Origin of the sequence: Lacipirellula sp., assembly GCF_965279485.1 — a bacterium.
Lineage (GTDB): Bacteria > Planctomycetota > Planctomycetia > Pirellulales > Lacipirellulaceae > Lacipirellula.
Genome location: NZ_CBDIIC010000002.1, coordinates 2668814 through 2682267, shown reverse-complemented (window position 1 = coordinate 2682267; position 13454 = coordinate 2668814). Strand labels below are relative to the sequence as shown.

10 protein-coding genes and 1 riboswitch are annotated in these 13454 nt (G+C 62.3%); all 10 genes read right to left on the bottom strand.

Annotated features, from left to right (window positions below; translation table 11 throughout):
• Nucleotides 1–540: 540 nt before the first annotated feature.
• Nucleotides 541–1386, bottom strand: coding sequence for a PEP-CTERM sorting domain-containing protein (locus ACQY7R_RS18325; RefSeq protein ID WP_428307012.1), 846 nt, complete (start codon nucleotides 1384–1386; stop codon nucleotides 541–543).
• Between the two features lie 36 nt (nucleotides 1387–1422).
• Entirely contained in the window at nucleotides 1423–1677 is a 255-nt protein-coding gene (locus ACQY7R_RS18320) for a DUF5522 domain-containing protein (protein ID WP_428308908.1), read from the bottom strand.
• Nucleotides 1674–2666, bottom strand: coding sequence for a dockerin type I domain-containing protein (locus ACQY7R_RS18315; RefSeq protein ID WP_428307011.1), 993 nt, complete (start codon nucleotides 2664–2666; stop codon nucleotides 1674–1676). Before ACQY7R_RS18315 ends, ACQY7R_RS18320 begins: the two co-directional genes overlap by 4 nt.
• Complete coding sequence (locus tag ACQY7R_RS18310; RefSeq protein ID WP_428307010.1) at nucleotides 2656–3549, bottom strand: DUF1559 domain-containing protein; 894 nt, start codon at nucleotides 3547–3549, stop codon at nucleotides 2656–2658. Before ACQY7R_RS18310 ends, ACQY7R_RS18315 begins: the two co-directional genes overlap by 11 nt.
• Nucleotides 3550–3693: 144 nt before the next feature.
• A riboswitch (cobalamin riboswitch) is annotated at nucleotides 3694–3962 on the bottom strand.
• 171 nt (nucleotides 3963–4133) lie between these two features.
• Nucleotides 4134–4541 (bottom strand): YidH family protein, encoded by a 408-nt coding sequence (locus ACQY7R_RS18305; RefSeq protein WP_428307009.1) that lies wholly within the window; start codon nucleotides 4539–4541, stop codon nucleotides 4134–4136.
• A gap of 235 nt (nucleotides 4542–4776) precedes the next feature.
• Nucleotides 4777–6237, bottom strand: coding sequence for an OprO/OprP family phosphate-selective porin (locus tag ACQY7R_RS18300; RefSeq protein WP_428307008.1), 1461 nt, complete (start codon nucleotides 6235–6237; stop codon nucleotides 4777–4779).
• A gap of 383 nt (nucleotides 6238–6620) precedes the next feature.
• On the bottom strand, nucleotides 6621–8180 hold the full coding sequence (locus ACQY7R_RS18295; RefSeq protein WP_152101384.1) for a sigma-70 family RNA polymerase sigma factor: 1560 nt from the start codon (nucleotides 8178–8180) through the stop codon (nucleotides 6621–6623).
• 1267 nt (nucleotides 8181–9447) lie between these two features.
• Complete coding sequence (locus tag ACQY7R_RS18290) at nucleotides 9448–10770, bottom strand: hypothetical protein (protein WP_428307007.1); 1323 nt, start codon at nucleotides 10768–10770, stop codon at nucleotides 9448–9450.
• Between the two features lie 256 nt (nucleotides 10771–11026).
• Nucleotides 11027–11809 (bottom strand): class I SAM-dependent methyltransferase, encoded by a 783-nt coding sequence (locus ACQY7R_RS18285; protein ID WP_428307006.1) that lies wholly within the window; start codon nucleotides 11807–11809, stop codon nucleotides 11027–11029.
• Between the two features lie 254 nt (nucleotides 11810–12063).
• Nucleotides 12064–13443, bottom strand: a complete 1380-nt coding sequence (locus tag ACQY7R_RS18280) for a DUF697 domain-containing protein (RefSeq protein WP_428307005.1) — start codon at nucleotides 13441–13443, stop codon at nucleotides 12064–12066.
• Between the last annotated feature and the right edge of the window lie 11 nt (nucleotides 13444–13454).

Sequence of the window (13454 nt, the reverse complement as noted above, 5' to 3'; positions counted from 1 at the left end):
ATACTGATCGTTTGGCCAGTAGGGCAGCTGCGCGCCGATCCGCTTCTGGATCCCGCTCGTTCGATCCAGTCGATCCGCGCAATCCTGTGATCCTGTCATAAAACCGAACCGCCCCCCATGTGAGGGGCAAATGCGACACAAAGACGACAGCCATTGCCGTAAATCATCCGGCTGCAACAAGTTACCGCCGTCGCTTAATGTCGCCAAAAATCGCATTCGACGTCACAAGCGATACGATACGACATGAAAACGAGGCGACACGGAAGCGACGCGAACGCTGAAAGCGTTCCGTCATCCAGCCCAGGGTTGATTGCGCAGCAATCTACCCTGGGTAGGCGTCCCAATAAGTCCATAACCCTGTAAGGGTTGAATCAATCGAGTTGGCCTCGGCCGATTCAACCCTTACAGGGTTGTGGAATGTTGGCGCGATAATGACCCAGGGTAGGTCGCTTGCGCGACCAACCCTGGGCTGGTTGATGGAACGCCGTTGGCGTTCTCGTACGGCTTGCGGGAAGAGTGGCCAGCGATCGTCGGTTGAGACTATCGCTGGCGACGACGGACGCTCCACAACCCGCACGCGGCGAGGGCGCCAAGCGCGAGCGTCGCTGGCTCCGGCACCGCGCGGACGTCGGCCATCGCGTCGATCTCGACGGTGTTCGTCGCGGTGAGTGGGTTCGTGATCCGCACGTAAGAAATGCTCGCGAGACCGGTCGAAGCAATGTCGACGCCAACGCCGCCGCCTGAACCGTCGTACGCCGCAATGATTTGAGCGGTCGTCATGCCGGCGACGTTGCTAAGCGCCGCAGGATTCACCGGCTTCGTGAAATCGCTGAGGACTTGGCCATGTTGCGAGGGGAACGCTTCGGTGACGTCGAGGTAACCAACCGTCGGGAACAACCCGTCGGCAACGCCGGAGACGGAGCGGAAGTCGACGCCATCGGCGCTCACTTCGATCTGCCCGCCGCCGATCGAGGCGCTGCCGGTCGCGGTGTTCGGGCCAAAGACGAGTTCGTAAAACGAGTTGCCGAAGATCAGCAGATCGATGCCGTACGGGTTGAGAGGATGGTTTTGCACCGGCTCGTCGAACTGCAACGTCAGCGAACCGCCGATGCCGATCGAGACGATTTCGTGGTCGCGGTAAGCGGAGGAGAAGGGAGTCGTCGGGCCGCCGAAGTTCGCCGGATCGCTGGCGAAGCGGGTCGGCTCGCCGAGGGCGGTCTGCGGGTTGTTGATCGGATTGCCGGTGACGAAGTCGTTGCCGACGCCGGTTCCTTGGATGTACTCGACCATTTTGTCGGCCCACGGATCCGCGGCGAAAGCGGGCGCTGCAGGGCAAGCCGCGAGCAGGCCGAGCGCGGCGGCGGTCAACTTCAGGTTCAACTTCATGAGATCTCTCCTTGGTGAAAGTTCAGTGGTGTGGTCTTAAAAGCCCCCGGCTCTGCCGGTGGACGAAGTACTGGTTGGCTCCGTGTTCGCTACGTCCACCGGCGGAGCCGGTGGCTTTGACAGTCGCTTGGATGCTTTGCGATACGGGCAGTGTCGGCAACCGTTGCCGCAGCACGTTCCGCGGCGGAGCAAATACTCCGCGGTGAGGACGAATCGGCCCCGCTCAAAATAAAAATCACGCCCCGCCACGAGCGGCGAGGAACTCGCTGCTGCCGCGGGCGGCGCGGTCATCGTGTCGGGTGCTTCCATGCGAGGGTTCCATGAGTTCGATTGATCCGTTGGCAAACCGCCGTTGCTACGAGCGCCGCGAGTGCGAGCCCCAGCGCCGTTGGCTCTGGGACTGCTGCGGCGCTACTCATAGCGGGCGCCGCGGTCGTTTGGCCAAAGGCATCGCGCCACCACTGCAGGTCGGCGGCGTCGACCGCGCCGTCGCCGTTGGCATCGCCCTGATTCGGCTCAGCGCCCGCAGCAATGCCGTAGCCTCGTTGCCACGCGAGGAAGTCGGCGCTATCGACGACGCCGTCGCCATTGAAGTCGGCGCTGCCGACGATCGGCGGCGCGGGGGCGGCGAACGGGTTGTCGGCAAACTGCTGGAAGCCCGCCTGGTTCACCGCGGGATGATAGGCCCAGCTTTCCCAGTCGCCATCTTGCAGCGCGCGGCTGCTCATGCCGACCTGCGAGGCCGTCCACGAGCCGCCCGCGAACGGATTGTTGTGCGAGTAGCCATAGTTCCAAAACCCGCGGAACCAGCCTTCGTTGTAGTAGTCGGCGGGGTCGACGGCTTTCGCGAGATCGGCCGGGCCGCTCACTTGCGCGATCCCCGCTTCATTGAACGTCGTGCCGTCGTCGAGCGCGAACGCGCCGTCGCCGTCGTCATAGCCGAGACCGTAGAGCGACGAGCCCAACCCGCCGCCGAAGCCGCCCGACTTCGCGAAGAGCCGCGGATCGGCCGTCACCACGGCATTGAGCAGCGTTTGCCCCGTCGCTGCTCCATCCCAACGAAACCCCCACGCGAGCGTCGTCCGCTCGGTCGTCCCGGTGAGCCACTCGATCGCCACGACGGCGCGGTTGCTTCCTGTGCCGACCCAGAACTCGACGTCGTCGAACGACGCGACCGGTCCCGCGGCCGCCGGCTGCGTGCCGACGCCAATCAACATCGCTGAACAGAGCGACCACCATGCGAGCGCTACGATGAACTGTCGCCGACCACTACGGAGCATGAGCCGCCTCCTCACCCGCGCGGGTCAGCATGGCGTTCAACACGCGTTGGTCGAGCTGCTCGCTCAAGAAGGCGACGTGCCCGTCGCAGAAGACGGCCTGCGCACCAGCGGCGTGGGGCGAGCCAATCTCGTTTTCGAGTCCTTCGGTCGAGTTAATCGGCGTCGCCTGCTCCTGAGCAAACACGTTTTGGCCGTTAATCCACTCGCACTCGACGCGGCGGCGAAGCAGCGACTCGGCGATGGCGACCGTTTGCGAGAGGCCGTCGACGACGTCCCGATAAGCGACCGGCTCGTCGTAGACGAACACGCCGAGCGATCCAGGCTCCAATACTTGGCCGGCAAACCACTCGCTCGGATCGATGCTGAGCGGCGCATCGCGGCCGGCGCCTTCAACGCCGTAGATGCCGCCGTAATCGGTGAACGCCGCGCCCCGCCAGAGATTCGATTCGCTCGCCGTTTCGGGTTGCAGCGTGCTCGGGCAGAGGAACACGTCGACTTGCTGCGCCGCGGCGGGGAGGTTGGGCGTCTCGTCCGACGGCTTGGTGAAGTCGAGCCGGGCGTGCAGCGCCGCTTGTTCGAGCCACGGCAGCAGTTGCGAGTTCCACGACAGGAAGAGTTGCACCCCTTCCTGCGGCGGCAAGCAACCGATGCAGCCGGCCGGCAACGTGCGGCGCTGACCCTCGTAGTCGATCGCCGCGAGCCCCTGCTGCTTGAGGTTATTCGCACAGCGACTTCGCCGCGACGCTTCACGGGCTGCTTGCACCGCCGGCAGCAGCAGCGCGACGAGCACGCCGATGATCGCGATCACCACCAGCAGTTCCACCAGCGTGAAGCCGCGCAACGGCGCGGTCGACTCGCGGCGGGTGGCTGGCGGGCAGGGCATGAGCACTTGCGTCCGTCTCGTCGCGGGCGAGCCGTGGCTCGATTACTCGCCGACCCTGCTGGGGTGCAAACGAAGATCGCCCAGACAATCGGCGGCAACGACGAAACTATCTCGCCATCCGCCCGTCCCTCGCAGGAGCGAATCGCATTGCTGCATGCAGTGGTAGGTCTTCTGACTCCCAGGCTCGACGAAACTCGCCTTCTCGCCGCGTGTGAACCTGGGCGAGGCTTGAAGCCCTCTCAGGGTTCGGACTTGTCGCTTAAGCGACAAGTCCAGCGGCAATGGCTGAAGATGCGTTCGTCGAATCGCGCCTGGTCACAGCGGCGGGGCCGTCCCGGAATCGCACCGGAGTTCCCTGTTGCGTCGGCCGAGCGACACGTGCCCAGCCGACCACCAACGCATGGTGAACCAAACTCTTAAGAGATCGAGTCTAACGCGCCCAATTAGCCGGCGTAAGGAGGGCCTGTAAGTGCTGCGGAGGGAGTAGTTTACGGCTTCACTGTCATTCCGAGCGGGGCGAGGAATCTGGGGGCTCGCTCGGCACTCCAGATTCTTCGTTGCGCTCAGGATGACTGGGGTGGGCTTCAGGAGGACGTTGTTTGCGCGGCCCGGCCCGTTTCGGCGTTGTTCGCACTGACCACCAGATAACCGCCAAGGGCCAAACCGATGAGCGAGATCAGCAACGCAAACATCACCGACCATCGCATCACGCCGGGCTGCGTCTGTTGCGACTTGGCGAGGGCCTGCCAGAACTTCGCATGCTGCCATGCCGCAACACCGATCGCAAGCGAGCCGAGCATCACCAGCCCGACGCCAATCCACGTCGACCCAGCATGCGTCGGCGCGTCGGGGGCGTTGCGAACGATCCGCAGAAATAACCCGAACCGTGCGACGACGAACCCCATGCCGACGAGCGTCAGCCCCGTGCGAACCCACGCGAGCAACGTCCGCTCAGCGGCAAAGTAAATCCGCGGGTCGTCAGCTTCAGCCATGGTTTTCAGCCACCGTTGATCGAAAAAAATGGAACCGCCAATGAACGCCGATAGACGCAGATGAATGCAGCGTGAGCATCCACCCGCGTCTAACGACTTTATCAAAACTATTAGCTTCGTGTCCTTCGTGGTTAGTAGTCTTTTTAGCCCGGGCTCCGCCCGGGGGTAGGTTCGCCGTAGGGACGATCATCCAGTGGTATGGGACGCGACCCCCGGGCGGAGCCCGGGGCTAGGGTTAGAAGTCGAACTGAGCCCGCGTGCCGAAGATGTCAGACTCGGTGTCGTTCCCCACCGGACGGTCGAGGAAGTTATGGATGTAGTTGAACTCGAACCGCGTGAACCGATTAAGGTACCAGTTCAAACCGAACGTGAGATCTTGCAAGTGACCGCCTTGGACGAACTTGTCGTTGAGGTCGAGCGTCGAGTAGCGGCCGGCGATTTCCCAGGCGCCCCAGCTGCCGTTGCCGAAGTTGACGTCGGGGACGACGCGAGTGAAGGCCGCCGTTTTGTGATCGTAGTTGCGGCGTTCGCCGGTGAGCACGTAACCGACCTGGGCGTAACCGGCCGGGAACTGCAATTGCGGACCTGTCGGTTCGTTGAGCATCGCGTACATGTATTCCGATTGGAACACGAGCGAGCCGAAGCCTGCCGCGAGTTCGCCGCCGACGACTTGGTAGCTCTGGGTCGGCAGGAAGCCGGTGTTCACATAGAACGGAATCGGGAAGTCGGTGACATTGTTGGAGTCGAGCTGCGTGAAGCCGACTTCAGGCGTCGAGCGCAGCCGCAGCGTGTTGCCGGCCGGTTCGTTGTAGGTGTAGCTGCCGCCGACGTGCACGACGTTGTTGCACTCGTCGTTGTAAAGCAGCATCGTTTCGCGAGTCGACATGCCGTAACCATTGTCGCCAGCGACGTTGCCGTACTGGTCGGTGGGGAAACGATAACCCGACCAGGCCCAGGTGGCTTGTTCTTCGAAGGCGGTGTTGAAGAAGCCAACGCCGACTTGGCGGAACGGCACGAGCGCGAAGGCGAGCGACCGTTCCATGAACAGCAGTTCGCGGAAGCTCGTGGCCGGTTCCATGCTGAACGGCTGCTTCCATTGGCCGACTTTGAAGTGGCCGACGCCGGGCAGGTCGGCGACGTCGACCCACACATCGGTGAAGTTCGGGCGACCGGGGAACGCGAAGTCGTACTCCATGCGGTACTTCACGTTCTCGGCGAGGAAGCCGTTGGCGCCGAGACGAGCGCGGCGGAAGCCAGCGACGTCGCGGGCGTCGCCGACGACCGCTTGGTTGTCGGCCGGCTGATCGAACCAGATGCCGTCGATCTGCGCGGCGCCGGAGACGATGATCAGCGGATACTTCGGCTTCTCGGCGGGCGGCGCCAACCCTGGCGGGCAGGTCGGGCACTCGCCGAGTTGGATGAAGCTCGCAATCGGGATTACCCCGTTGTCGAGCCGCAGGCCATCGGCAATCGACGAGTTCGCCGCCGCAGGCTTAGCCGGCGCGGCGGGGATCGTCGCGTCCACTGCCTCGGCAAGCGGCGTCGTGGGGACGAACGACAGCTCGGTCTCGCTGTCGACAGGCGGCAGCGCGACGAGCGCTTGTTCAAACGATTGAGCGCCGACGGGCGCTTGCAGTGCAAGCGCGACTAACGTCGAAGCGCAGTGGGGCCAGAGACCCCAGGCGGGACGCTTCATTCCTCGATTCCCTTCGAGCAACGGGCGACGGGGCGGGTAGGGGGATTAACACCAGGAAGATCGACGACGCTTGACGACGGAGCTTAGGTAATGTGAGAAGCTTTGTGCATCATGCGCTTCAGGGCGATCGATTGCATCGGGGCGGTTTTGTGCGTTCGCGTGCTAGCATCGATTGTGCGATTGAAGTCCAGTTCTCGGATCGCAAATCAGCGACGTGCATAACGCGTTTCGCGGTGCGGAAAACGAAAAGCCGCGACCGGCGGTCGCGCTTCACGGCGGCAAGAAACGAAAAAAGCCCCGGAACGCTTGCGGGCGTTCCGGGGCTTTGGGGTGTCGTGACGACTTTGCGATCCGTGGGACCGCGACCGGCGGTCGCGGCTTTATTAATCGAGGAAGCCGCTTAGTTCTTGGCTGCGGCTTGGTTGCTGCAGCTTGCGAACGGCTTTGGCTTCGATCTGACGGATACGTTCGCGGGTCACTTTGAAAATGTGGCCCACTTCTTCCAGCGTGTAGCTGTAACCGTCGCCCAGACCGTAACGCAGCTTGATGATTTCGCGTTCGCGGTAGCTGAGGGTCTTGAGGACCTTCGTAATCCGCGAGCGGAGCATCTCTTGCGCGGCGCCAATCGCCGGGCTCTCGGCGCCCGAGTCAGGCAGCAAGTCGCCGAAGTGGCTGTCTTCGCTGTTACCGACCGGACGGTCGAGGCTAATCGGGTACCGGCTCATGGCTAGCACGCGACGGGCTTCGTCGACCGAACAGCCGGCCGCCTTGGCCGTCTCTTCGATCGTTGGTTCGCGGCCCAAACGCTGCAGCAGCGCCCGCGACACGTTCCGCACGCGGCTCATGGTTTCCACCATGTGGACCGGGATGCGAATCGTGCGGCTTTGGTCGGCTACGGCGCGGGTGATCGCTTGGCGAATCCACCACGTCGCGTACGTGCAGAACTTGAAACCGCGGCGATATTCGAACTTATCGACAGCCCGCATCAGGCCGGCGTTGCCTTCCTGAATCAGGTCGAGGAACGACAGGCCGCGATTGCGGTACTTCTTGGCGATCGACACGACGAGCCGCAGGTTGCCCTCCGACAGCCCGCGCTTGGCCCGCTGGTACTTCGAGTAAACTTCCTTCAGATAGTTCACGCGGTTGCGGAGGCTCGTGGGAGTCTCTTGCGTGATCCGCAGGATGTTGCGGTACTCGATGATCAACGGCTTCCGCTCGGACGCGGGGCGACGATCCTTACGCATCTGCTCAAGCATCGTGCGAAGTTCGTCGACCCGAGCGCTGAACTGCTCCAGCGTCGAAATGTGCGGCTCGATCCGCTGGGTCCGCAAGCCAAGCTCTTCGACCAACATCACCGCGCGGCGGCGACGCTTGGCGAGGTTTTGCCAGGCTTGTTGACGGCGGGCCGGCTTTTCCGACTTGCTGGTGGCAATCCGGTAATCTTCGGCGTTGCGTTCCAGCAGGGTGTCGAGCGTTTCCAGGTTGTGCGGAAGCCGGCCGAGGATCTGCTCCTTTTCGAGCCGATCGGTGACGGATACCTGCACAGTGCGGTCGAAGGGGAGTTCGCCGCGGTGGACGCGCTTGAGCACCTTGTGAGCGGCGCGGATGACGTAATCGCAGGCCAAAAGCCGGCGACGGAAGGCGGTGCGGGTCGTCTCGATCCGGCGGGCCAAGTTGATTTCCTGCTGCCGAGTAAGCAGCGGAATCTCGCCCATCTGGGTCAGGTACATCCGCACGGGGTCGTCGGACCACGATTCGCCTTCCGGCATCTCGTCGTCGAATTCGACTGCGGCCGCTTCATCCTTCACGTCATCAGCCAAATCGAGAGACATGTCGTCGTCTTCGTCGATGTCGTCGTCGAGGCCCTTGGCATCGAGTTCGACGTCGCCGTCTACGGCTACAACGTCATCTTCCAGGTCATGATCCATTAACGTGTCGTACAACTTTACACTCCTCAGCAATCGTGATTCTTAGGGCGTCTCATCTGGCGCGGAATATTCGCTGAAAACCGCCGGGAGCTGGTCGAAGACGGGATGGCCTGAGCTGCCGGCGCGGGCGATGCTCCAAGACTTCATCACATCATCAAGACGCTGCTCGCAAGGCACGCGGTTCACTTGTTGCCGCCAAGCGAAGCGGCAACAAGTCGCGCTAACGCGCCGAATGTTCCCCCAAGAGTTTGCGACAGAGACAACTAATTTTAACACCGATCGATCGTAAGTTGTTGGCTGTTCGACATTTGGTAAGAGATTACAACTGCATTGAAATCGCCGGGGTGCATTAAGCTTTTGCCGACGCAAATGTTCGCTGCAACTGACAGTCTCTACCACTCGAGCGAGGCGCGAAGACTCATGAGAGTCGACGCAACTAGCGCGAGAATCGAACGACCAAGTCATTCGTCCGCTGAATCAAACGCTACGGCGACGAACATATCGCCGCGCCATCATTGGCATCCGCAACGGCTCAATTCAGCAGCAATCCGCTAACTATTAAGGACGCACCGCCAGTCGCCATCGCGCGCTCAGGATAAATCCTGCCGACGCTCGGCGACTGTGAACTGAGATTCGCTGCCCCGGACCCAAGGTAACGCGATCAAATGCGTGCCGTTAATGGCGTGGTTGCCGGCGGCTTGCTTCGTCGGATGACGCGTGGGGGGACACGTCAGAATTACCGAAACGGAGCATTCCGGGGCGAAACCGCGGATTGGCTATCGTGCGTCTGGCTTGATCTGCGTGAAAGGTGGGGAGGGAACCTGGCCGATTCCAGCCTTATAATTTTACCTACCGCAGAATCGGAGTCTAGCAAAAAATCGGAATTACCGGCCCGAGCCGGCCGCTGCATTGCATCCCTATTCACTATGCGCAAACGAGGGCTCGATCTGACGCACGAAGTCTGCGATTCGCGTCAGGTTGCGGGAAATCGCCTACCCATTGCGCTCTTGCGGACGAAGTTCGTCTTCCGACCTGCTAACTCCAGCTCCCTCCTTCCGCGCGAACCTTCATGGACACCTGGGTAGGCTTCGGTCGAACGCACTAGCAGAAAAGAATCGAAAAAGACGACCTCCATGCGGGCGGAGGTCGCGTCGGGGCGTCCGACAAGTGGCCCCTGGGCCGATCCCTAAGACTAGCTTACGGTTGTGCGACGGGGCGGTTCGTTGGACGCAGATCGTTGCCGCGTTTTAGCCCCGGGCTCCGCCCGGGGCTAGAAGCGAATCTAGCGCAGCATGTCCTCGCGGGAGGCCTCGTCGAGATCGAGCCAAGTTTTGCTCAGTCGGCTCCGCTGGGCGATCCGCTTGATCGTGAGCGATTCCTTGTCGATCACCACCAGCAACTGTTTCAGCAGGGAAGACGCCTGGGCGATGTACGCGGCGCTCGTTTCGGCGAGGCGCCAGCTCTTCCAGCGGTCGAGGCCGGGGTGTTCGCCAAAGATCCAGACGAGGCGAGGATCATCCTTCGAAACCTTGGCAAGCGATTGGCACGCCGAGCAGACTCCCTCGCGGAGCACGGCCTTGCTGACCCGCTGCCGGCAACGCTTGCAGTTGACGAACTCGCCGCGGAGGGCAGGGCGACCCGAGACGGGGCAAGGTTCGGTGAACTCCGGCAGGACTCGCAGTCCAGTGACGCTGCAGTCGACCAACTCGCGGCGGAGGACGCGGCGGCCCGACTTCTGGCAGACGGCGATTTCTTCGGCCGGTTCGATTTCCCCTTCGTCGGTCACGCCAAGCGAGAACGAGGCGACGCCCGATTCCTTGCCGACGTATGGCTGCGGCCGCAACAGCGAGGCCCAGCCGCTGAAGGGGTGGTCAACGGTGACGGCGCCGATGGTGAACTGCAGCCGTCCCTCGGCGTGCCGAACCCACAGCACGGCGGCGGCCAGCGGTTCGGCGAGCGCGACTGCAGGATCGCGTTCTGTCGATTGCTTCGCGGCGATCCGGCGGCCGGCGGCGATGAGCGAGCGGATGGCGGCGTCGTCGATCCGCGGCGGATGCTTCAGGATCGGCTCAAGTTCATCGAGGCTGAGTTGCGGCGTGAGTTCATCGCTCACCGCGGAACCGTCGGGAGCGACGAAGATGTGACGCACTTCGCCGTCGTCACCTTCCGCGGCATACGACAACCGCAAGAACGGGTGGTCGGTGAGTTGGCAACCCGCGAGGCGGAGCTGGCCTCCCTCGATAGTGTAGGCGCCAAAAAGCTTGGCGGTGACGTCGTTGACGGCCATCGGCTGCCGCGCGGGGCGGGCGTGCAACACGGGGCCATGCGACGCTAAGCGTTCGCGCAGCCAGCGGCCAAAACGGCTGTCCCAGGCGAGCGGTTCGCGTTCAGAGGTGGCGTGGTCGTGGTCTGCCAAGCGGAGCGTCGCCTTGCCGTCGAACGCACTCCGTTCGCTGAGCGGGAGTTGGACGATCAGTTCGTCGCCCGCCAACTCCGCGGGAATTTGCAGTTCAGCCAGCGCCCAAGCCGCGAAGTGCGCAGCCGACTCCCGATGGACCGAATCCGGCACAATATGCGTCAACGTTGGCGAAGCGGACGAACTCACGGCACTGCAAGTTGCTTGGTGACGAAACTCGACGAAAGAATTTTAACCGCCAAGGACGCCAAGAGCGCCAAGGCAATCCACTGTTCCCCGTTCTTCTTTGCGCCTTTGCGTGAGATCTTCTGATGAAAGAGTTGTTTCACGCAAAGGCACGAAGGCGCAAAGTGAATCGGTGCAGAAGTCGGTTCACGACTTCCGCTCTTCGCCTTTCTTCGTTCCGTAGCGGGTTCGCGGTAAAGGAATTCAGCCTAGGCCGACATTACCGCCGTCTGAGGATGTAAACGACATCCTCGGTAGAACCGTCAATTTCGATCGGTTCGTCAATCTCGTAGCCGAAATCGTAGGTTTCAAGGAGTTCGAACTCGCCGACCTCGCCCAGCAGCGCCGCCATTTGGGCGGCCGAGTACATACGGAAGCTTGATTCATCGTTAATGCGGAACTGCCGCGTCGGCGTGTAAACGTCGAAGCTCATGCCGACACGCTCCTGTCGGCGACGGCGGTTGCGTTCGATGACCCACAGCCGCGAGAGGACCGAAAGGTGGCCGCGACGGGCTGCCCAACTTTCGGTTTCGAGCGGTTCGCCCTTCGTTGGCGTGAGGTGCAGGCCGAGGACGTAAATGCCGTCTTTGCGGAGCGAGCGGGCGACGCACTGCAGGTGGGCGAGCGCCTGCGCTTCGCTGCCGAGGTGGCGGAAGCTGTTGATCGTGTTGAACGCGGCGTCGACGGGGCGTTTCAGCGTGAAGTCGCACATGTCGCCGACGAACGCGGTCGGCTTCAGGTCGTGCTTTTCCAGCCGCTGGTTGCAAAACTTGACCGCCTTCTCGTTGAGGTCGAGCCCCGCCACGTCGTACCCGGCTTGGGCCATGCGAAACATCAATCGGCCCGTGCCGCAGGCAGGTTCGAACAGCCGCTTCACCTTGCCACGAACATGCTTGGCGAAGCACGCCTCGAGAAAGTCGACCTCCGCTTTCCAGTCGGAGCCGTAGACGAGGTCGTAGTACTTTGGGAAGTCGTAGAGGTTGCCGTTGATCGTTTCGAGCATCTGTTTGCCAAGTTATTAAATCGGGGAAAGGCAACCGCCAAGGACGCCAAGGTTCGCCAAGGGAATGCCGTTTTCTTCTTTATTACTTTGCGTCTTTGCGTGAGACCTGTCTTTCTTGAAAAAGATCTCACGCAAAGGCGCAGAGGCGCAAAGGAAGAAATGCAGTGAGAGTTAAATGCATTCGTCGTGTTCGTCGTGTTCGTTGTGTCGTCGTGGTGAGTTCTTCCCCGCATTTCCTCGGCGGTTCATCTTTTTTATTTCTTACCAAACCAACCTTTATCGGTCTCATCCGCGTGGCGGTTCGTCGAGAGCTTTTTGAGGATCTCTGTTTTCAGTTGTTCCAGCACCGACCGCTTGTCGGTGTTTTCCAAAATCTGCGCAACGACGGCCTTTGGCGACTGCTCGCCCCAGCTGGCGCCATGTTGGAAGTAGAACCGCGCCGCCTGGCCGACGATGAACGAGCCGAAGCCCGCCGCGGCGCCTTGTGGGACGGCGGTGAGCACCGTGCCGAAGCCGACTGTGAGCGACTTGAACGCCGAGGAGGCCCAGCTGACTGTTGCTTCGAGCAGCGTGACCAAGCCCGCCGATTTGCCGATCGACATCGCGAGCGACTGGGCGTTGGCGGTGGTAATCGAGATGCCGTAAATGCGGCCGAGCGTCACGACCATCGCCGCGTCAACGGCGACGCCGCCGAGGACGTCGACGACGCCGACGGGGTTAAGCGCCACGGCGAGCGATTTCGTGACGGCAAAGCTCCAAATCGTGCGGGCCGCCTCTTCTTCGCGGAAACGAACGCGGAGAGCGGCCATGCGGTCGCTCTTGTCGGCGGCGAAGATCGCGGCGTTGAGCGCGATCAGCGCCTTGCCGTCGGCGGCGAGCAGTTCGATGATTCGTGCCTTCACCTCTTCGACCTGCGGCGGCTGTTTGCGGTACTCGCTGCGGGTGCTGCCGTCGGCGGCTTCGATCACATACTCGACCTCGCGCGGATCGGCCTGCGCGAGGACGATGTTTTCGGGTCGAATGATTCCCGCGTAGCGCGGGCCGTTCAGCACGGTGAGCAGGTCGTTGAGTTGGTCGGGGCGGTAGAGGTCGGTTTTGTTGAGTACCAAAATGAGCGGCTTGTTGGTCGCGGCGAGATCGACGAGCGCGCGGTACTCGGTGTCGTTGAGATCCGAATCGACGACGAACAGCACGAGATCGACGCGGGCCGCCGCCTCGCGAGCCATCTCGCCGCGCTTGGCGCCATCGACCTCGTTGAGGCCTGGCGTGTCGACGAGCACCACCTGCGAATCGGCGAACCCGGGGACGCAGTAGCCGGCCGACTCCCACGGCACATGCCAAACGTCTTTGGTCCAGCCGCCACGGACGTTCACCGCGGCCCGCTGCTCGCCGCAGAGGGCGTTGATGAGGGCGCTTTTGCCGGTGCTGATCTCGCCGAAGACGGCAATATCGACGCGGCCCGACTGCAACTTTTCAGCCATGCGGCCGAGCTGGCTCATGTCGTCGGCGAGCTCACGGAGCTCGGCTTCGTTGCAGCCTTGAAAGTGAGCGATCGCTGACTGCAGCGCGCGCATCGACGCCTGATAATCAGTATCCGGCTGGGCGGCGGTCGGCGATTGCGGGGCGTTGCTCATGATTTCAGGAT

Bases quoted from the DNA above. Each gene is read 5' to 3' on its own strand.
- ACQY7R_RS18325 (WP_428307012.1), bottom strand. From the start codon at position 1,386: ATGAAGTTGAACCTGAAGTTGACCGCCGCCGCGCTCGGCCTGCTCGCG.
- ACQY7R_RS18320 (WP_428308908.1), bottom strand. From the start codon at position 1,677: ATGACCGCGCCGCCCGCGGCAGCAGCGAGTTCCTCGCCGCTCGTGGCG.
- ACQY7R_RS18315 (WP_428307011.1), bottom strand. From the start codon at position 2,666: ATGCTCCGTAGTGGTCGGCGACAGTTCATCGTAGCGCTCGCATGGTGG.
- ACQY7R_RS18310 (WP_428307010.1), bottom strand. From the start codon at position 3,549: ATGCCCTGCCCGCCAGCCACCCGCCGCGAGTCGACCGCGCCGTTGCGC.
- ACQY7R_RS18305 (WP_428307009.1), bottom strand. From the start codon at position 4,541: ATGGCTGAAGCTGACGACCCGCGGATTTACTTTGCCGCTGAGCGGACG.
- ACQY7R_RS18300 (WP_428307008.1), bottom strand. From the start codon at position 6,237: ATGAAGCGTCCCGCCTGGGGTCTCTGGCCCCACTGCGCTTCGACGTTA.
- ACQY7R_RS18285 (WP_428307006.1), bottom strand. From the start codon at position 11,809: ATGCTCGAAACGATCAACGGCAACCTCTACGACTTCCCAAAGTACTAC.
- ACQY7R_RS18280 (WP_428307005.1), bottom strand. From the start codon at position 13,443: ATGAGCAACGCCCCGCAATCGCCGACCGCCGCCCAGCCGGATACTGAT.